The following is an 18,974-nucleotide window of genomic DNA, read 5'->3' as shown; positions in this document are numbered from 1 at the left end:
CCGGCAAACTGCTGGTGCAGGAAGTGGCCGGTACGGGACGAGCCAGTGAAGAAGAGGCCGTCGATATCCGGATTACCTGCCAGCGCCTTGCCGGTCTCCACCTCGCCCTGCACCAGGTTGAGGACGCCCTTGGGCAGTCCCGCCTCCTGCCAGATCTTCAGCATGGCTTCGGCCACCATGGGGGTCAGTTCGGAAGGCTTGAACACCACGGCATTACCGGCGATCAGCGCAGGCACTATGTGACCGTTCGGCAGATGGCCCGGGAAGTTGTAGGGGCCGAACACGGCGACCACGCCGTGGGGCTTGTGGCGCACGAATGCCTTGGCACCCGGCATGGGGTTTTCGACCGTGCCGGTGCGCTCGTCATGGGCGCGGATGGAGATGGCAATCTTGCCCTGCATGGCGGCCACTTCGGTGCGGGTTTCCCACAGGGGCTTGCCGGTTTCGCGGGCGATGGTGAGCGCCAGCGCCTCCTTGTGCTCGCCGAGCAGATCGGCGTAACGACGCACGATGGCAAGACGCGCCTCCAGGCTCATATCGGACCAATGGTAGAAGGCAGCGCGGGCAGCCTTGACGGCGGCATCCACCTGGGCGGCGCTGGCAGCCCCCCCTTGCCAGATAACCTCGTTCTTCGCCGGATCCCTTGACTCGAATGGCTTGCCTTCACCGGCAAGCCATTGACCGTCTATCAGTTGTACTAACTGGCTCATCCATTCACTCCCTGTGGTTCGCAAGCAACGTTGGCTGCCTGTTTCATATGCGGTTTTACTGCCAATACGGCTCAATCGAGATCGACGGCGCGTACCATGTCACCATCCTGCACCTTGAGTGCCGTCGCCATCTTGGGCGGAATGATGGCTTCATGCTTGTCGAGATCGACCCGGATATTGCCGTAGCAGGCACGGTAGTGCTCGTAGCGGGTATTGCAGACCAGATGGATCTTGCCACCTATGGGTTCGCCGATCAGCACCCGCAGCTTCTGGCTGCGGCGCACGCTGCGGATATTCTTCACGTCACACTCGACGGTGGGGCCTGCATCGAAGATATCGACATAGCCCCGGTTCACGAAGCCTTCATCCTGCAGCATCTTGATGGCCGGGCGGGTCTTGTCGTGGGTCTGGCCGATGACGGCGCGCGCCTCGTTGCTCAGCAGGTTGACGTAGATGGGGTACTTGGGCATCAACTCGGCGATGAAGCGCTTCTTGCCAATGCCGGTGAGATAGTCGACGGTGGGAAAATCCATCGAGAAGAAATGCTTTTGCAGCCACTCGTAGAAGGGGCTGTGACCATTGCCATCGGAGACGCCACGCATCTCGGCAAAGACGGTATCGTCGAACAACTCGGGATGCTCGGCCATGAACAGGAAGCGGTGCTTGGAGAGCAGGCGGCCGTTGAGCCCCTCGCGGGCGCATTCACGCAGAAACAGGGTGCAGAGTTCGGAATTGCCGGTGTAGTCATTGGACAGCGTGAGCGTCTCGACCACGTTGTAGATGCCAAGCTTGGGGGAAGAGTGCACCACCTTGCCGATGTGATAGTTGTAAAACGGCTGGGACAGGCCCACGGCCGCATCGATGGCACAGGTACCGACCATTTCGCCGGTCTCCAGATCCTCAGCGACGAAGAAGTAGAGGCAATCACCCTTACCTGCCGGTTTGTCCGAGAAGGTCTGGGTCGAGGCATCTATCTTGCGCTGCAGCAGTTCATCGTTGACAGGCAACGAAGTCATGCCGGTGCCGGATTCAATGGCACAGGTCTTGAGACCGGCAAAATCTTTTTGCTCGATGGGACGGATAACCAACATAAATGACAACTCCCTTTCATTGACGACAGGTGGGGTCCCGGCTCCTGCCGGGAGGGCTCCCCACCTCAATTTGGATCAGGCGTTAACCACCTGGGCAACCGCTTTCTCGAACCGGGCCAGCCCTTCCTTGATGTCCGCTTCCGGGATAACCAGCGAGGGGGCGAAACGCACCACGTTGGTACCCGCGACCAGTGCCATCACCCCCTGATCGATAGAGGCCAGCAGGAAGTCACGGGAACGGCCCTTGTAGTCATCGTTCAGCACGGCGCCGAGCAACAGACCCTTGCCACGCACTTCGCTAAAGCAGTGGTACTTGGCATTGATGGCATCGAGCCCGGCACGGAACAGCTGTTCGCGCTGCTTGATGCCGCTGAGCACTTCCGGGGTGTTGACCACATCGATCACCGCCTCGGCCACCGCACAGGCCAGCGGGTTGCCGCCGTAGGTGGAACCGTGAGTACCCACTTTCAAATGAGCCGCGATCTCGTTGGTGGTCAGCATGGCGCCGATGGGGAAGCCGCCGCCGAGCGCCTTGGCGCTGGTGAGGATGTCAGGCGTGACACCCAGACCCATATAGGCGTAGAGATCACCGGTACGGCCGACCCCGGACTGCACTTCGTCATAGACCAGCAGGGCATTGTGTTTGTCGCACAGCTCACGCACGCCCTTGGCGAACGCGTCGGTCGGACGAATGATGCCCCCCTCCCCTTGCAGCGGCTCCATCACCACAGCGCAGGTATTGTCGGAGATGACAGCAGCCAGCTCCGCCAGATCGTTGTAAGTCACATGGGTGATATCCGCCGGCTTGGGACCGAAACCATCCGAATAGGCAGCCTGGCCACCGACGCTGACGGTAAAGAAGGTACGACCATGGAAACCCTGATGAAAGGCGATGATCTGGGTCTTGTGCGCACCGAACTTCTCGATGGCGTAACGACGGGCCAGTTTGAGGGCCGCTTCGTTGGCTTCGGCGCCCGAGTTGCAGAAATAGACCTTGTCGGCAAAGGTGGCGGCAACCAGCTTCTTGGCCAAGCGCAGGGCCGGCTCGTTAGTCATCACGTTGGAGAGGTGCCACAGCTTCTCGCCCTGGGTTTTCAGCGCTTCGACCAGCTTGGGATGGCAATGGCCGAGACCATTGACGGCTATCCCACCGGCAAAATCGACATACTCACGGCCTTCCTGATCCCAGACACGTGACCCTTCACCACGCACCGGGATGATCTTGGCGGGCGCATAGTTGGGAACCATCACTTCATCAAACACTTCACGTGTCACTGCCAACAACTCTGACATATTGCTCTCCTTCGATCTGGCGACAGAATAATCCACCGCCCAAAAGTTAAATCCATGTAAACACATCGGCATTGTCACAGAAAAAAAGCTAAAAGTCTGCAACAACACGAGTTACAGGGAACAATGTTCGATTGCCTGTGAGATTTTAGGCAACCGCATTGCATAACGGCTCAGGGGGTATTGGCAAGAGATAATTTGGACAGGGAGGGGGGTGAATAAAGTGTCAGGGAAAATATTTTTGGCTTCATGTCGATTCTGGGAAGCCGATCACAACGATTCAGGAAGTTGCTAAAAAATTGGCCAGCAATTGGTGGCCCTGCTCGCTCAGGATGCTCTCCGGATGGAACTGAACTCCCTCTATATTCAACTGCTTATGGCGCAAGCCCATGATCTCGTCAAAAGAGCCATCGGCGTGCTCGCTCCAGGCGGTGATCTCGAAACAGTCGGGCAGTGTGCCCTGATCCACGATCAACGAATGATAACGGGTGACCCGCAGCGGATCGTTCAGACCGCGAAATACACCCTGCCCCTGATGGCGGATGAGCGACGTCTTGCCATGCATCACCTGACGGGCACGCACCACTCGGGCCCCGAAGACCTGCGCCAGGGATTGATGGCCGAGACAGACACCCAAGATAGGGAGCTGACCGGCAAAGCGGCTGATAGCCGCAAGGGAAATGCCCGCCTCATTGGGCGTGCAGGGGCCGGGGGAGATCACCAGATAACGGGGGGAGAGCTGCGCGATAGAATCCAGCGTCAATTCATCATTGCGCTTCACCACCACCTCTTGCCCCAGAGCGCCAAAATACTGCACCAGGTTCCAGGTAAAGGAGTCGTAGTTATCGATCAGCAACAGCATGGGGCAACCAGAGACAGAGAATTAACGATCCAGATAACGACCCTGTTCCATTTCGCGCTCGCGCTGGCATTCGGCCAGATAGATGGCGGCGGCGATGGCAGGGGTCTTGTGGTATTTGTCGATGGCGTTGGAGACCATCAGCTGCAGAGTATTGAGGTTCTTGGCCTTGCGAAATTTACGCAGCCAGTGACCTTTGTCACCCAGCTCTTCAATCATGATATTGGATTCGACAGACATGCTTACTCTTGGGGCAAAAGCCCGCGTTTGAAATTGGAAGATGAATTAACAAATAGCAGGTCGGGTAAAAACAAAGAAAGCTAGGCAAATACCCAGCTCTCTTCTACTACACCTTCCCAGTATGTCAGGCTCGAGGAACAAAGCCGATGACATCATATACCCTGGTCAGGGTTTTTTCAGCCCTTTCCCGTGCCTTTTGTGCACCTGCCGCCAAAATTGTTTGCAGATGAGCTTCATCCTGACGCAACTCGCGAAAGCGCTCCTGAATAGGCTCCAGCAAGGCAACGACAGCCTCGGCAGTCTCGGTCTTGAGGTGACCGTACATCTTGCCTTCAAAGTGCTGCTCCAACTCGGGAATGGAGCGACCGGTTACCCCGGACATCAGGGTCAGCAGGTTGGAGACCCCCGGCTTGTTCTGGGGATCGAACCGCACCACCGCCGGCTCGTCGGAGTCGGTCACGGCACGCTTTATCTTCTTGACGATCTGCTTGGGATCTTCCAGCAGACCGATGAAGTTGGCCTCGTTGTCATCGGACTTGGACATCTTCTTGGTCGGATCCTGCAGGCTCATAACCCGTGCCCCATCGGTGGGGATGAAGGGCTCTGGCAGAGTGAACGCCTCGCCGTGCAGATTGTTAAACCGGGTGCAGATGTCGCGAGTCAGCTCCAGATGCTGCTTCTGATCGTTGCCGACCGGCACCTGATTGGCCTGATAGAGCAGGATATCGGCAGCCATCAGCACCGGATAACCAAACAGACCGACGTTGACGTTGTTCTCGAAACGGGCGGACTTGTCCTTGAACTGGGTCATGCGCGACAGCTCGCCCATCTGGGTGTAGCAGTTCAGGATCCAGCCAAGTTCGGCGTGCTGCGGCACGTGAGACTGGATGAAGACGGTGCTCTTCTTGGGATCGATCCCCACCGCCAGATAGAGGGCGGCGGCATCGAGACACGCCTTGCGCAGGGCGGCTGGCTCCTGGCGGGTGGTGATGGCATGCAGGTCGACGATGCAGTAAAGGCAGTCGAAGTCATCCTGCATATTGACCCACTGACGCAGGGCCCCCAGGTAGTTGCCGATGGTCAGCTGACCCGAGGGTTGGGCCCCGCTCAGTACGATAGGTTTAGTCATGAGAGTGTTAATCCTTGTTATTCGGCCAGCTCGGCAGCCTTATTCGGCCAAGAGTGCATCGAGTTGGGCAAACTGCTCGCATACCCAGTCCGGGCGGGAATCTGCAATGGGGCGGCCATAGTTATAGCCATAGGTCAATCCCACCACCTTGATGCCGGCGGCCTGCGCGGCCAGCACGTCATTCTCGGAGTCACCCACCATCAGGGTCCGCGACGGGCTGACGCCCAGCTCGTGACAGGCATGCAGCAGCGGATCCGGGCTGGGTTTTTTAACGGGAACACAGTTGCCACCCAGCCAGAGTGCGAAACAGTCGCTGATGCCGAGGGCATCCAGGATGGGCTGCACGAAGTGACTCGGTTTGTTGGTCACGACGGCCTGCAGGTAACCGAGCTTCTGCAGGCGGCGCAGGCTCTGCTCAACCCCGTCATACATGGCCAGCCCTTCCAGCAGACAGGCCTGATAGTGCCTATCGAACAGGGGGCGCGCCTTGGCAAACAGCACAGGGGCCTCACGGTAATCCAGCGCGCGCTGGATCAGCTTGTCGGCCCCGTTGCCGACCCAGGTACGCACCACGGCCTCGTCGGCCTCGGCCAGTCCCAGCTCGGTGAGGGTACGGTTAACCGCCAGCGCCAGCTGAGGGGCGCTGTCGATCAGGGTGCCGTCCAGATCGAACAGCACCAGATCAAAATCACGCTCAGCGTTCGACATGGGCAAGCTCCGCGCGCATCCGGTCGATCACCGCCTTGTAGTCCGGCTGGCTGAAGATGGCAGAGCCAGCTACGAACATGTCGGCACCGGCTTGTGCGATCTCGCGAATGTTGTCGACCTTGACGCCGCCATCGATCTCGAGGCGAATGTCACGGCCACTCTCGTCGATCAGGCGACGCACCTGACGCAGCTTGTCGAGGGTGCCGGGAATGAAGCTCTGACCCCCGAAGCCCGGGTTGACCGACATCAGCAGGATCACATCCAGCTTGTCCATCACGTACTCAAGGCAGGTGAGCGGCGTCGCCGGGTTCAGCACCAGACCCGCCTGGCAGCCCTGCTCCTTGATGAGGCCCAGGGTGCGATCCACGTGGTCGGACGCTTCCGGGTGGAAGGTGATCAGATTGGCGCCCGCCTTGGCGAAGTCCGGGACGATGCGATCCACCGGCTTGACCATCAGGTGCACATCGATCAGTGCCTCTATGCCATAGTCGCGCAGGGCCTGACAGACCATGGGGCCTATGGTCAGGTTGGGGACATAGTGGTTGTCCATCACGTCGAAATGCACCACGTCGGCACCGGCGGTCAGCACTCTGGCAACATCATCGCCCAGACGGGCAAAATCGGCGGACAGGATCGAGGGGGCAATCAGAAAGTCTTTCATCAGCGTCATCCATTGGCTAGCGGGCAGAAAAAGCGGCGTAATTTTACCGCAAATATCCGATGAAAACGATCCGAATGCGGGGAGAAGAGCAGCAAAACCTGGAAACAGCAGCGGCACCCGAGGGTGCCGCCAGAAGATCAGCCGAGTGAGACAAGCTCAGCATCGCTGGGGTAGTGACCCTGCTCCGGTTCGATACCGGGCGGGTAGAGCGCCAGCAGCTCGGCCACCTTGTTGCGGCTACCACCGTTGCGACTGATGGTGCGCTTGACCAGGATCTCGTCCAGTCGAGCGCCACGGTATAGCTCGCGAGTCAGCTCTATGTCGTGGTTGCTGATAAGCACCGGCACCCCCTTGTGGGCAGCCGTGTGACGGGCCAGCCGCGCCAGTATGGCCTGATCATCCAGCGTGAAACCGCCTGCGGAATAGGTGGTGAAGCTCGCCGTGGTGGAAAGCGGCGCATAGGGGGGATCGCAGTAGATCACCCAGTCCGGCTCGGCGCGCTTGATGGCATCGGCATAGCTTTCGCAGATGAAGGTCGCCTTCTGCGCCTTCTCGGCAAAAGCCCATAGCTCTTTCTCCGGGAAGTAGGGCTTCTTGTAGGAACCAAACGGCACGTTAAAGCCGCCCTTCTTGTTATAGCGACACAAACCATTGAAACCGTGGCGGTTGAGAAACAGGAACAACAGTGCCCGCTCAAAGGTGGTTTCGGTCTGATTGAACTGGGTACGCAGCCGATAGTAGGCCGCCTTGTGATTGTGCTCGGCCACAAACAACTTGCGCGCTTCGGCGATGAATCGGTCAGGCGTCAGCTTGAGATGGTTGTAAAGGCAGATCAGATCCGGATTGATGTCGTTGAGCACATAGGCGTCGTAGTCGGTGTTGAGAAACACGGACCCGGCCCCGACGAAGGGCTCCAGCAACACACGCCCGGCCGGCAAGCGCTCGGCAATCTCTTCAACCAGGGAGTATTTTCCCCCGGCCCATTTTAAAAAAGCGCGTGTTTTTTTCATGGAAATCCGGTGTTAAAAAGGCATCGACCAAAAAAGGGGGACGATTCTACCCCCTTACCGGGCGCAATGGCTATTGCTTCAACTCTTTTTGTACCTGAGCAAACGACTTGGGCCAGGGCTGCCCCTTGAGCAGGGCGGGTGAGAGCTTGCGAATGGCAGCCTTGGCTTGAGCTGCGTTGGCATAATCCCCTTGCAATACCACGTACCAGGGGCTGCCACGGAACTGGGTTTTGTAAACCCAGACATTGCCTGCCAGAGCGTGCTCGGCCACGAACTTGTCGACGGCCTTGGTGTTGCTCGCGCCCATCAGCTGGATGCTGTAATGACGCTTGGGCTTCTTGTTCAGGGTCGCTGCCGGTGTCAACGCCACCTTGGGTGACGGTGCCACCACGGGTTCAACCACGGCTTGCTTGGCGACCGGTTTGGTTGCAACTGGGGTGCTCTCGGCCTTGGGCGCGGTGGCCGGCTTGGCAAGCAGGCCCTGGGTCGATGTATTCTGAGCCTGGGCAACCTGAGTCGAAACGGCTTGGGAATCGGCACCGGTCAGCTCATCCACCACGACCATGGGCAAGGCACCGCTGACGTTGGGCTGGTTCATCAGTTTCTCGACCACTTCATCGGAGATCACCACCCGGCGCCCCTCGTAATTGGTCGATTCGGTGGTCATGGGCTCGCTCTCGACCACCTTGGGCAATACCTTGGCATCCGGCTGCCAATCGCGCACCACACCGCTCGGGTTATCACCACTGGCATTCGCACTGCCCTGACCACCGCTCCGGCCATCGCTACCGGTATCGGTTCCGCCTATGGTCAGGGGATCACCACCAGACACCGGAATGGGCAAAGCCGTGGTTTGCGCAGGTTCCAGCACAGAACGCTTGCTCTCACCGTTAAACAGAGCTGGCAGCAGATAGCTCAGGGCCAGCAAGCCGGCGGCAACCACTGCCAGCACGGTCGCAATCTTCTTGACGGGCAACTCTGCCTGACGCTTCTTGGGCCTTCTGTCGGTCATGATATCCTCCAGTAACTGCATGATGATGGACGGATGTCCATTTGCCGCGTTCAGGATCTCTTCCACTTTCAACTTGGGCAAGAGGGCTGCCGGGATCTTGAGCTCTTTGGCTTTCTCATACAAGAAGATACGTTGCTCTGGCGCGCTCAGTGGCGCCACTTCCAGCTCCAATGCCGGCATGGCCCGCCCTTTCAGCAGGACTTTCTGGTTGCGACACCAGACGTCACTGCCGGAGAGTACGATGGCCAGTTGATGCGGCACGGAGAGGGTATCGTTGTGACGACAGAGGCTCCACAGCTCACCAACCAGCTCGGCGGGCAACTCGTCAGCACGTTCGATCAGCAGTAGCAAGGTGGCAGACTTGCCTTCCAGCATGCGAAAGAAGCTGTCGGCCAGCGCATCCTGTGGATTGAACAGCGGCCTTGCCACCACCTGCGGCAACAGCAACTGACGCACGTCCGCCATTTTCATGGCCGGACTGCCAATCAGGCTCACGACTCGCACTTTTTCGGGCAGGGCACCGAGCAGGGATTCACACAGGGTGCCGCGACCACTGCCTTGCTTGCCAGAGAGAAAAATAAAGGGGTGATTGAATTCAATCAGGTGCAGCAGCCGGTCAACCAGCTGCCGCTGGGAAGGAAGTTTAAGCAGTTTATTATTACTCACGACCAGACTCGATCACCGCCAACAATTCAGCATCGGAGACATCGGCCACCACCTGTGCATGGCCGATACCGACTGGCAATATCAGTCGCAGCTTGCCTTCCAGTACCTTCTTGTCACGCCGCATATGGCGAATGAAGGCATCGAAATCCATCTCGGCCGGGGCCTGGATGGGTAGATTGGCCGCCAGCAGCAGATCGCGGATACGGGCTACCTGCCGGTTATCCAGCTCGCCACGCACCTCGGCCGTGAATGCAGCCAGCATCATGCCTGCGGCAACGGCTTCGCCGTGCAGCCAGTTACCATAGCCTTTTTCGGCCTCGATGGCGTGACCAAAGGTGTGGCCCAGGTTCAGCAGGGCACGCACACCGTGCTCTGTCTCGTCCTGCGCTACCACATCGGCCTTGATCTCGCAGCAGCGGCGAATGGCATACGCTAGGGCAGCCGGCTCCAGCGCCTGCAGACGGGACATGTTGGTTTCGAGCCAGGAGAAGAATTCAGCGTCCCAGATGATGCCGTACTTGATGACTTCGGCCATGCCGGCGGCAAATTCACGGGCAGGCAGGGTCTTGAGGCATTCGGTGTCGATAACCACATGTTTGGGCTGATAAAAGGCCCCAATCATGTTCTTGCCGAGGGGATGATTGACGGCGGTCTTGCCGCCGACGGAGGAATCAACCTGGGAGAGCAGTGTGGTAGGCACTTGAATAAAAGGAATGCCACGTTGGTAGCTTGCCGCAGCAAAGCCGACAACATCCCCAATCACACCGCCCCCCAGGGCGATCAGTGTAGTGTCCCGACCATGGTTGGTTTCCAGCAGAGCAGACATGATCCGCTCGAAGGTTGCCAGGGTCTTGTAGGCCTCACCGTCCGGCAGGATCAGGTGTTCAACCTGAAAACCGGACAGCAACTGGATAATCCGCTCAAGATACAAGGGCGCAACAACGGTATTGGTCACTATCATGACCCGTTTGCCCTTGATGGTTTGTGTCAGCACCTCTGCATGCTGCAACAGACCCGCCGCTATCTCGATGGGATAACTGCGTTCACCCAGTTCGACCTTCAACCTTTCCATGGACGTCCTCTAGATTACATGCCAATCAACTTAACAATTTGATTAGCAACAATTTTAGCGCTCTGATCATCAGTCTGGATGACAAAGTCAGCCACTTCTTCATACAGCGCATTGCGCTCTTGTGCCAGACGCTCGAGTACTTCGCGCGGCGGCTCTTCGGTTTGCAGCAGTGGGCGACGCTTGTCTCTTTGTGTGCGTGCCAGCTGCTTCTCAATGGTTGTTTCGAGGTACACCACGATACCGCGAGCAGAGAGCTTGTTCCGTGTTTCACGGCTCTTGATGGCACCGCCACCCGTCGCCAGCACGATACCCTGCTGTTCTGAAAGGTCGCCTATGACCTTCTCTTCGCGGATCCGGAAACCCTCTTCGCCTTCAACATCGAACACCCAGCCGATATCGGCACCACTGCGGCGCTCAATCTCATGATCTGAGTCGAAAAACTCCATATGCAGTTGTTCTGCCAGATGTCTACCTATGGTGCTCTTGCCCGCACCCATGGGACCTATCAGGAAAATATTGCGTTTCTCAGCCATGTCTTTTCATTAGTAATTACAAACTGTACGACCCCGACAAACACTCGATCGGGGTACCTATGAACCTTGTCTTGCGATGGATCAGGAGGGGGATTATCTCAATAGAAATCGGGACTGGCAACCGCAGCCCTTACGCCCCAGTCTCATTGGGGCGTAAGGTTATATGTGTTTTACCCTCACATGTAAAGCATTCAGAAGGCGTCAGTGACTATCTTCGGCGTCACGAAAATTAGCAATTCCCGCTTTTTATTCTCGCTGGTTGTCTTGCGAAACAACAGGCCAAGACCCGGGATATCACCGAGTAGAGGCACCTTGCTGACATCGCTCTTGATGGTCTGTTGATAGATGCCGCCAAGCACCAAGGTCTCGCCATTGTTGACCAGCACCTGAGTGGTGATGGACTGGGCATTGATGGAGACCGCATCACCGGTACCGGTTGGTACCGTCTCACCCTTGGTGTCCTGGGTCACGGTCAGATCCAGGATAACCCGGTTGTCCGGCGTGATTTGCGGTGTGACCTTGAGGCTCAATACTGCCTTCTTGAAGGTGACGGAGGTGGCGCCACTGGAGGAGGACTCCACATAGGGGATCTCGGTCCCCTGCTCGATCAGCGCCGGTTTCTGGTTGGCAGTGGTGACACGGGGGCTGGCGATGATTTCAGCCTTGCTCTCTTTTTCCAACGCCGACAGTTCGAGGTCCAGCAGGGTACCATTCGCCAGACGGGCCACCTGAAATGCCAGGGTGCCAGCGGCATTGGTGACCGGCAAATTGACGTTCAATCTGTCATCCACCCCGGGACGGGTGATGGTCGAACCGCCATTGTTATTGCCGGAGCCATCATTACCTTCGATGGAACCCGATGTACTGTTGCCATGACCATCGTTTTTGGTCACGCCCCAACGCACTCCGAGCGCCTCGTCGAATCCATCATCTATGGTCACCATGCGCGCTTCGATCACCACCTGTTTGACCGGAATATCCAGGATATCCAGCATGCGCTTGATGTTGCTGATGACCTCTGCCGTATCCTTGACCACCAGCACGTTGGTCCGCTCATCGACACTCACGGCCCCCTTGGAAGAGAGCAATTTGGTACTCTTGGATGAAAGTAAATTCGCCACCTCGGATGCCTTGGCATAGTTGATCTGCAGGTACTCGGTATAGAGCGGCGCCAAATCGGCCACCTGATTGCGACTCTCCAGCTGCTGCTTCTCACGAGCGGCGATCTCTTCTGCCGGTGCCACCAACAGAATGTTGTTATCCAGTCGTTTATCCAGCCCTTTCACCTTGAGGATGATGTCCAGCGCCTGCTCCCAGGGCACACCATCGAGCCGCAGTGTGATATTGCCTGACACTGAGTCCGTGGTGACCAGGTTGAGGTTGTTGAAATCAGCAATGAGCTGCAGCACGGTACGCACAGGAATATCCTGGAAGTTCAGCGAAATCGGTTTGCCCTGATACTGTTTGCCTGCGGTCACCGCGGTGCGCTTTTTCACCTCGACGATGAACATCTTGTCCGCCTGATCGTAGCGGTAATCAAACTGGCCATTGACGGAGAGCTCGAACAGGGTGTCATTGCCCTGGCGGAACACCTCTACCTGAGAGACAGGGGTGGCAAAGTCCTGCACATTGATCCGATTGAGCAGGTCGTCCGGTACTCGAGTACCATGGAACTTGGCCAGCACGGTCTGGCCACGGCTGCTGACATCCACTACCGCCGAGCTGTTGTCCAGCGTGACCAGAAACTCCCCATGCCCATCCTTGCCACGCCTGAAATCCACCCCCTTGACGGAGTTGAAATAGGCGTCGCTTGCCCCGGTCTGCGCCGCGGGCAAGACGGGTTTACTGGCTACCGGTACGGCCACCGGTGCAGATTGAGTCACAGGCGAAGGATTGACAAAGGCAGGGGAGGTCGTCGGTGCTGAGACCATGCCCGCTGGCTGGGTCGAAGCCGGGAGAGGCATGGTTGCCTTTTCTCCCAGAGCGACCAGCAGCTTGTTGCCCTGCTGATGCACCTGATAAGGGGTCAATTGATCGAGCGCTATCTTGATGTCGAGCCCGGCTCCCTTGCCCTCGACCTTGAGATTATCGACCCCCTGTTGCTTGATGGGCAGCGGATTGACATTGAGCGCCCCCACGGCTCCTGGCACATGCAGCAACAGCTGATTGGGCTCATAGGAGAGCCGGTCGGTAAAGCCGCTGACCGGTTCACTGAAGCTCAACTCCAGCAACAGCTGATCGGCCATCAGCGCATTCACTTTCACCTCTTGCAAAGTGGCCACTGCCCAGGCCTGGCTCCATGCCCCGGCGCAAAATAGCAGGGCAACTCTGGTTACAGTACCGATTGTTATTCTCATCGCAGTCATCCCTGATTATCGTTTTGCTTCAAGATTGGCCATGCCCAACTGGGTTTCTCTGGTGACCCAGCATCCTTTGCCATCCGGCATAGTCTCAATCAAATCCACGTAGGTATCAGTGATCCTGATCACTCGGCCCTGATCAAGTCCCATATGTTGGTTGAGGCCCACCCGGACGGATTGACCATCCGGCGTCCGGATCAAGGCCCACAACTGACCCTGCTTGCCGAGCGATCCCTGCATACTCAGGCTGGCCAGCGAGTAGCTCTCCAAGACTTCTTTCTCTCTGTTGACGACCATCTGGGCACAATCTGGTTTCATCTTGGCATCGACCTTGGCACTGCTGGCCTCGGGCTGGGGGGCAATGAAAGGGCTGCGCTGATCGCTGAGATGATAAGCCATGGGCGAAAACGGTTTGATTTCAGGTAGCGGCTCGATAGGCACAGGCTGCCTGGCCTTGGTCTGAGCCACATAGTTATCCATCTCATCCTGCCCACCGCAGGCGGTCAACAGACACACGGGCAAGAGTACGCAGATCATCCTCATTTTTTCTGCCCCACTGTCTTGCCGTTGTACTTGTAGGTCTTGGCCAGCATCGACATGCTGATCATCTCGTCTGGCTCCTTGCTCTGCCCCAGGGTGAACGACTCCAGGATGACGATCCGCGGCAGCGCCGCCATATCAGCCGTGAACTTGCCAATCTCATGGTAGGTACCCACTACCTCGATCCGCATGGGCAGTTCAGTGGAAAACTCGTGTTTTATCTCGGACTCCCAGTTGATGCGATTTAATGTGAGGCCATTGTCGGTCGCAATGAAGCTGATATCGTCCAGCAAACCCGCCACCTCGTGAGTATTGGGTAACTGTTTGAGCTGGGTATCAACCAACTGCTCAAGTTGTACCATCTGTATCTTGTATGCCCCCAGATTGGCAGCAAGCATCGCCTTGCTCTCGAACTGCGCCTTCAGTTCAGCCTCCTTGTTGGTTTCCTGGGCCAGCAAGGCCAATGAGTTCGCAATCACGTAGTAATAGATCGCGCCGCCCAGCAGCGCACAAAAAAACAGGATGAAAATGCCCTTGGCCAACTTGGGCCAGCTGGCAATGTTGTTGAGATCCAGTTCATTGAGCTGTTGTAGGTTCATTCTTGCCCCTTAACCGCATCGACGGCGGTACCTGCCGCAGCGGCAACCTGGAAGGTCATGGAAAACTGACTCAGTGAAACTGGCGCAACGTCGGTCGCAAAAATCGTGCTGAGCTGTGACTGCTCCAGCCAGCCGGAGCCATCAATGCGCCGCATCATGCTGGCAACCCGACCATAAGCTTCGGTCTTGCCGTTGACGTCGATCTGGTTGTCTTGCAAGGCAAGCGTGTTCAAATACACCCCGTTGGGTACCAGCGAGGGCAACTGGTTGAACAGCCGTACCGGAAGATTGCGACGCATCTGCAGCCGTTCAATTAACTGCATGCGATCGATCAGCTCCTTGCGCCTTTCCTTGAGCAGCCGGATCTCGCCAAGTTGCGCATCGAGTATGGTCATCTCTTGCAACAAACGTTGATTTCGCTGCTGTTGATAACTGATCTGCTGCTCCACCAGCCAGTCGGCGGCAAAGCCGAGGGCGGCGGTGATCGCCAGGAAAATTCCGAGCATGACACCGAACTGCTTCTTCTGCCGCTGGGCTCTGGCTTCACGCCAGGGGAGGAGGTTTATATTTGACATGGAGTGAAGCTCCTCATTGCCAGACCCAGCGCCGTCATGTATTTGGCACCATGAGCGAGTCCCCCCTCCCCTTTGGGTTTACCAAACAAAGCGAAAGGATCGGGATGCAATACTTCACAGCTGAGTTCATTGCGGACCTGAGCGACAAGCCCGGGTATCAGACTGCCACCGCCAGTCAGCACCAGCTTGGATAGCTCCCTGTGTCCGGAGGAGCTGCAAAACAGCTGAACGTTACGCCTGATTTGTTGCAACAAGGCATTGATATAGGGTAATAACACGTCCAGTTCATAGTCGGCAGGCAGAGTGTCCTTCATCTTGGCAAGCTCAGCCTCCTCCAGACTCATTTGATAGAAAGAGGACAATGCCTGGCTATATTGATCACCGCCAAAGTTCTGAATTCTTGAATACGTTGTCTGACCTTTGATTAACGCAACAAACGTCATTGCGCTGGCGCCAATATCGATAACACCGACCGGTTTTTCCCAGGTAAGCAAATCAGGCAGACAGGCGAGTACGGCGCGGCCCAAAGCATGCGCTCCAACGTCCACCACCTTGGTGATCATCCCGGCTTCCGCCAAGGCGGTGACTCGACCACTCACGCTCTCGGTGCGGGCCGCACTCAGCAGTACCTCCTGACGATCCTGATCATTGACCATGCCGATGATTTCAAAGTCCAGGCTCACTTCGTCGAGGGGAAAGGGAATTATCTGCTCTGCTTCCTGTTGGACCTGATTTTCCAACTCGTTTTCGCTGAGGCGCGTATCAACCTGAATGACCTTGGTGATCACATTGGAACCCGTGACGGCCGTTGCCGCATATTGGCTGTTGCCACTGATAAGACGCTTGAGGGTTTTGAGAGACTGGCTGACCCGTTCTATGTCCTGCAACTGATAATCGACCAGCGTCCCCTTGGGGGTCGCCACTTCGGCCACAGATTCGAAATGCAGCTTGCCAAGGCGCCCGGTGATAGTGACGGCCTTGATGGTCTGGCTCCCAAAATCAATGCCCGCCAAGGGCAACATGTAACCTTTACTGAATAGCCCAAACATATACACGTCCATGCGTTATTGGGTTTTAGAAGTGATTGCAAGACAGCCAATCAGCTGATGATGTCTTAACTCATCCTAAATACTATATCTATCAATATCATAAAGTTTACGCCAAAAAGTGATGCACTTCGCTTTCTTGTCGCGCTGGCCTCCCCTTGGTTATTGAGCCACAGAATGCTAACCTCCCGCCTCTTCTCGGGGAGCCTGACTGCTGACAGGAAAACCTCGAATTCCCTGAGGCAAAAGGGCTATACTCTGCGCCCGTTGGCTAATTTTAAGACGATTGGTAGTTCTTCCATGCTGAAATGGCTCGTACGCCTGTTTATTGTCATGATGCTGGGTGCTGTGCTGGGTGTTGCCAGCCTCATCGGTATCTACTTCTACATCAAGCCCCAGTTGCCCGATGTGACCGCGCTGCGCGACGTCAAGCTGGCCACCCCGATGAAGGTGTACAGCCGGGACGGGGAATTGATCTCCCAATTTGGCGAAATTCGTCGCATCCCGCTGCATTTGGATGAAATACCCCAGTCCATGATAGACGCAGTGCTCGCGACCGAGGATGCCCGCTTCTATGAGCACCCGGGCATAGATCCGATCGGTATCATTCGAGCCGCTACTGTCTGGGCCGTCTCCGGCCATGCCCGTCAGGGCGCCAGTACCATCACCCAGCAGGTCGCCCGTAACTTCTTCCTGAGCAATGAGAAGACCATAGTGCGCAAGATCAAGGAGGTATTCCTGGCCTGGCGTATCGAGCAGAATCTTTCCAAGGACGAGATACTGCAGCTCTACCTCAACAAGATACCGCTCGGTTATCGCGCGTTTGGGGTAGGCGCAGCCGCTCAGGTCTACTTCGGCAAAGAGGTCAAAGACCTGACTCTGGACGAGATCGCCATCATAGCCGGCCTGCCAAAGGCACCGTCCATGTTGAACCCGATCCGCTCACCGGAGCGCGCCTTCGCCCGTCGCAACGTGGTGCTGGGTCGCATGCTGGAAACCGGCAAGATCACCAGGGCCCAATATGACGAGGCCTCCAAGATGCCGATCAAGGCCCGTTTTCACGGCGCCGAGATAACCCTCAATGCCCCTTATCTGGGGGAGATGGTGCGCCAAAAGATGGTGGAGCAGTTCGGTGAAGATGCCTACACCATGGGCCTTCACGTCTACACCACTGTCACTGCCAAGCGTCAGCGTGCCGCCCGACAGGCCCTGCTGGATGGGGTGTTCGACTACGATACCCGTCATGGCTACCGTGGCACGACAGCCCAGCTCTGGAAAGCGGGAGAAGCCGACTGGGATTACGACCAGATCATGGCGCACCTGGCCAAGCAGCCCACTTACCAGCCCCTGATGGCCGCTGTGGTCACCCAAGTGGGTGACAAGAGTGCAACTCTGGTGCTGAAAAATGGCAAACAGGCAGAACTCGGCTGGAACGGCATCAAATGGGCTCGCGCCTTCATCACCGATGATCGCCAGGGCTTCGCCCCCCGCTCCGCCCACGATATGCTGAAAGTCGGCGCCCAAATCTGGGTACGGGAGAAGGGTGAAGAGCTGCTGCTCTCCCAGATCCCCGAAGTCAACGCCGCCCTGGTGGCCATGGACCCGCAGGATGGCGCCATCGAGGGGCTGGTTGGCGGCTTCAGCTTTGAGCTGTCCAAGTTCAACCGGGTCGATCAGGCACGCCGTCAGATAGGCTCCAACATCAAGCCCTTCCTCTATGCCACCGCGCTGGAACAGGGCTATACCCTGGCATCCCTCATCAATGATGCGCCGATCAACCAGTGGGATCCCTCCAAGGGCCCCATGTGGCAGCCCAAGAACTCCCCGGCTATCTACGAAGGCCCCACCTCGCTGCGCCTCGGTCTTGCCAAGTCCAAGAACGTGATGTCAGTGCGGCTGATGCGCGCCATCGGTCTGGACACCTATATCGACGGCCTGACCCGCTTCGGGTTAGCGCGCGATACCATCTCCCGCAATGAATCCCTGGCGCTGGGTGCCGCCGAATTCACCCCGCTGGAAGTGGTGCGCGGTTATTCCGTCATGGCCAACGGCGGCTTCCAGGTCACCCCCTATTTCATCACAGACGTGATCGACAGCCTCGGACAACCCCTGTTCCAGGCCAACCCTGCCGCCGCCTGTCGTGATTGCGGCGTGCTGGCCGCGGCCGGTCTCGACAGTGCCGATGCCTATGCCAATACCAGCGGCGACTGGAAGGCCCAGTGCCCGATCGATCCTGTTGTGCCCAATAACCTGGCACCACAGACCGTCAGTGCCCAGAGCACTTTCCTGATCACGGATACCCTGACCAGCGCCATCTGGGGTGGCAACGGCTGGCGTGGAACTGGTTGGCGGGCGGCTCGTGACCTCAAGCGTCACGACATCTCCGGCAAGACGGGGACAACCAACGAATCCCGCGACGCCTGGTTCTCCGGTTACACACCGAACTTGGTCGCCACTTCCTGGATCGGTTTTGACAACCACCAGCGTGGTCTTGGCCGGGGCGAATTCGGCGGCGGCGCAGCCCAACCTATCTGGATCGACTTCATGAAGACGGCGCTCAAACAGGTGCCCGAACGCAAGATGCCGGTTCCCGAGGGGATCATCAGGGTACGGATCGATCGCGAAACAGGTCTGTTGACCAACCGCACCGATGACAGCAGCAAGGAGGAGTTCTTCAAGGAAGGAACTGAACCGACCCGCTATGCGACCCACAGCTCGGACGGCAATCAGGTCTATGGCGGCGACGGCTCGCCCACTGACGGGCCCGTCTCTACCGACGATATCTTCTAAGCGAAAGCTCAAGATAAAAAACCGGCGCCAGGCGCCTAATGCCAGTCAGTTAAGCCTGACTGGCATTGTTTTTATTTGTTTTT

The 18,974-nt window shown here is 57.4% G+C and carries 18 protein-coding genes; 1 reads left to right on the top strand and 17 read right to left on the bottom strand.

All coding sequences use genetic code 11. The annotated features are described in order from the left end of the window. The 17 genes from AAC083_RS11490 to tapM all read right to left on the bottom strand — a co-directional run. On the bottom strand, positions 1–710 hold a 710-nt coding region (locus AAC083_RS11490; protein WP_146181659.1), incomplete at its 3' end, for an aldehyde dehydrogenase family protein. A gap of 71 nt (positions 711–781) precedes the next feature. Beyond that, a complete protein-coding gene (gene astA, locus AAC083_RS11485; RefSeq protein ID WP_042039209.1) occupies positions 782–1,801 on the bottom strand; it encodes an arginine N-succinyltransferase in 1,020 nt (339 codons plus the stop codon). A 75-nt stretch (positions 1,802–1,876) separates the two neighbouring features. Beyond that, positions 1,877–3,094: an aspartate aminotransferase family protein gene (locus tag AAC083_RS11480; protein ID WP_108536664.1), complete on the bottom strand. Its 1,218-nt coding sequence runs from the start codon at positions 3,092–3,094 to the stop codon at positions 1,877–1,879. 277 nt (positions 3,095–3,371) lie between these two features. Beyond that, a complete protein-coding gene (locus AAC083_RS11475; RefSeq protein WP_108536663.1) occupies positions 3,372–3,953 on the bottom strand; it encodes an aminodeoxychorismate synthase component II in 582 nt (193 codons plus the stop codon). A gap of 21 nt (positions 3,954–3,974) precedes the next feature. Further along, complete coding sequence (locus AAC083_RS11470; protein WP_042039214.1) at positions 3,975–4,190, bottom strand: hypothetical protein; 216 nt, start codon at positions 4,188–4,190, stop codon at positions 3,975–3,977. Between the two features lie 124 nt (positions 4,191–4,314). Beyond that, on the bottom strand, positions 4,315–5,319 hold the full coding sequence (gene trpS, locus AAC083_RS11465; protein ID WP_108536662.1) for a tryptophan--tRNA ligase: 1,005 nt from the start codon (positions 5,317–5,319) through the stop codon (positions 4,315–4,317). A 39-nt stretch (positions 5,320–5,358) separates the two neighbouring features. After that, positions 5,359–6,027 carry a phosphoglycolate phosphatase gene (locus AAC083_RS11460; protein WP_108536661.1) on the bottom strand — a complete coding sequence of 223 codons (669 nt, stop codon included), beginning with the start codon at positions 6,025–6,027 and terminating at the stop codon, positions 5,359–5,361. After that, complete coding sequence (gene rpe / locus AAC083_RS11455) at positions 6,014–6,688, bottom strand: ribulose-phosphate 3-epimerase (RefSeq protein WP_108536660.1); 675 nt, start codon at positions 6,686–6,688, stop codon at positions 6,014–6,016. Before rpe ends, AAC083_RS11460 begins: the two co-directional genes overlap by 14 nt. Before the next feature lie 137 nt (positions 6,689–6,825). Continuing rightward, positions 6,826–7,698 (bottom strand): Dam family site-specific DNA-(adenine-N6)-methyltransferase, encoded by an 873-nt coding sequence (locus AAC083_RS11450; RefSeq protein ID WP_042033844.1) that lies wholly within the window; start codon positions 7,696–7,698, stop codon positions 6,826–6,828. Positions 7,699–7,768: 70 nt separating this feature from the next. Continuing rightward, complete coding sequence (locus tag AAC083_RS11445; protein WP_108536659.1) at positions 7,769–9,376, bottom strand: SPOR domain-containing protein; 1,608 nt, start codon at positions 9,374–9,376, stop codon at positions 7,769–7,771. Then, complete coding sequence (gene aroB, locus AAC083_RS11440; RefSeq protein ID WP_042033841.1) at positions 9,369–10,448, bottom strand: 3-dehydroquinate synthase; 1,080 nt, start codon at positions 10,446–10,448, stop codon at positions 9,369–9,371. Before aroB ends, AAC083_RS11445 begins: the two co-directional genes overlap by 8 nt. 14 nt (positions 10,449–10,462) lie before the next feature. Further along, positions 10,463–10,981: a shikimate kinase AroK gene (aroK, locus tag AAC083_RS11435; RefSeq protein ID WP_005317117.1), complete on the bottom strand. Its 519-nt coding sequence runs from the start codon at positions 10,979–10,981 to the stop codon at positions 10,463–10,465. Positions 10,982–11,172: 191 nt separating this feature from the next. Next, on the bottom strand, positions 11,173–13,338 hold the full coding sequence (locus tag AAC083_RS11430; RefSeq protein WP_108536658.1) for a type IV pilus secretin PilQ: 2,166 nt from the start codon (positions 13,336–13,338) through the stop codon (positions 11,173–11,175). Positions 13,339–13,353: 15 nt separating this feature from the next. Further along, positions 13,354–13,884, bottom strand: a complete 531-nt coding sequence (locus AAC083_RS11425) for a pilus assembly protein PilP (protein WP_042033838.1) — start codon at positions 13,882–13,884, stop codon at positions 13,354–13,356. Continuing rightward, positions 13,881–14,480 (bottom strand): PilO family type IV pilus biogenesis protein TapO, encoded by a 600-nt coding sequence (gene tapO / locus AAC083_RS11420; protein WP_042033837.1) that lies wholly within the window; start codon positions 14,478–14,480, stop codon positions 13,881–13,883. Before tapO ends, AAC083_RS11425 begins: the two co-directional genes overlap by 4 nt. Next, complete coding sequence (tapN, locus tag AAC083_RS11415; RefSeq protein ID WP_108536657.1) at positions 14,477–15,055, bottom strand: PilN family type IV pilus biogenesis protein TapN; 579 nt, start codon at positions 15,053–15,055, stop codon at positions 14,477–14,479. Before tapN ends, tapO begins: the two co-directional genes overlap by 4 nt. Continuing rightward, positions 15,043–16,116, bottom strand: a complete 1,074-nt coding sequence (tapM, locus tag AAC083_RS11410) for a PilM family type IVa pilus assembly protein TapM (RefSeq protein WP_108536656.1) — start codon at positions 16,114–16,116, stop codon at positions 15,043–15,045. Before tapM ends, tapN begins: the two co-directional genes overlap by 13 nt. A 285-nt stretch (positions 16,117–16,401) precedes the next feature. Here tapM and AAC083_RS11405 point away from each other — a divergent pair, with 285 nt between their 5' ends. Continuing rightward, positions 16,402–18,891 (top strand): penicillin-binding protein 1A, encoded by a 2,490-nt coding sequence (locus AAC083_RS11405; protein WP_108536655.1) that lies wholly within the window; start codon positions 16,402–16,404, stop codon positions 18,889–18,891. Positions 18,892–18,974: the final 83 nt, after the last annotated feature.

Source organism: Aeromonas sp. HMWF014, assembly GCF_963878295.1.
Classification (GTDB): Bacteria; Pseudomonadota; Gammaproteobacteria; order Enterobacterales; family Aeromonadaceae; genus Aeromonas; species Aeromonas popoffii.
Note: the sequence above shows the minus strand (reverse complement) of the source record. Positions and strands in the feature narration are given on the sequence as shown.

Coding starts and splice junctions, on each gene's coding strand:
- astA (WP_042039209.1), bottom strand. CDS start 1,801: ATGTTGGTTATCCGTCCCATCGAGCAAAAAGATTTTGCCGGTCTCAAG.
- AAC083_RS11480 (WP_108536664.1), bottom strand. CDS start 3,094: ATGTCAGAGTTGTTGGCAGTGACACGTGAAGTGTTTGATGAAGTGATG.
- AAC083_RS11475 (WP_108536663.1), bottom strand. CDS start 3,953: ATGCTGTTGCTGATCGATAACTACGACTCCTTTACCTGGAACCTGGTG.
- AAC083_RS11470 (WP_042039214.1), bottom strand. CDS start 4,190: ATGTCTGTCGAATCCAATATCATGATTGAAGAGCTGGGTGACAAAGGT.
- trpS (WP_108536662.1), bottom strand. CDS start 5,319: ATGACTAAACCTATCGTACTGAGCGGGGCCCAACCCTCGGGTCAGCTG.
- AAC083_RS11460 (WP_108536661.1), bottom strand. CDS start 6,027: ATGTCGAACGCTGAGCGTGATTTTGATCTGGTGCTGTTCGATCTGGAC.
- rpe (WP_108536660.1), bottom strand. CDS start 6,688: ATGAAAGACTTTCTGATTGCCCCCTCGATCCTGTCCGCCGATTTTGCC.
- AAC083_RS11450 (WP_042033844.1), bottom strand. CDS start 7,698: ATGAAAAAAACACGCGCTTTTTTAAAATGGGCCGGGGGAAAATACTCC.
- aroB (WP_042033841.1), bottom strand. CDS start 10,448: ATGGAAAGGTTGAAGGTCGAACTGGGTGAACGCAGTTATCCCATCGAG.
- aroK (WP_005317117.1), bottom strand. CDS start 10,981: ATGGCTGAGAAACGCAATATTTTCCTGATAGGTCCCATGGGTGCGGGC.
- AAC083_RS11430 (WP_108536658.1), bottom strand. CDS start 13,338: ATGAGAATAACAATCGGTACTGTAACCAGAGTTGCCCTGCTATTTTGC.
- AAC083_RS11425 (WP_042033838.1), bottom strand. CDS start 13,884: ATGAGGATGATCTGCGTACTCTTGCCCGTGTGTCTGTTGACCGCCTGC.
- tapO (WP_042033837.1), bottom strand. CDS start 14,480: ATGAACCTACAACAGCTCAATGAACTGGATCTCAACAACATTGCCAGC.
- tapN (WP_108536657.1), bottom strand. CDS start 15,055: ATGTCAAATATAAACCTCCTCCCCTGGCGTGAAGCCAGAGCCCAGCGG.
- tapM (WP_108536656.1), bottom strand. CDS start 16,116: ATGGACGTGTATATGTTTGGGCTATTCAGTAAAGGTTACATGTTGCCC.
- AAC083_RS11405 (WP_108536655.1), top strand. CDS start 16,402: ATGCTGAAATGGCTCGTACGCCTGTTTATTGTCATGATGCTGGGTGCT.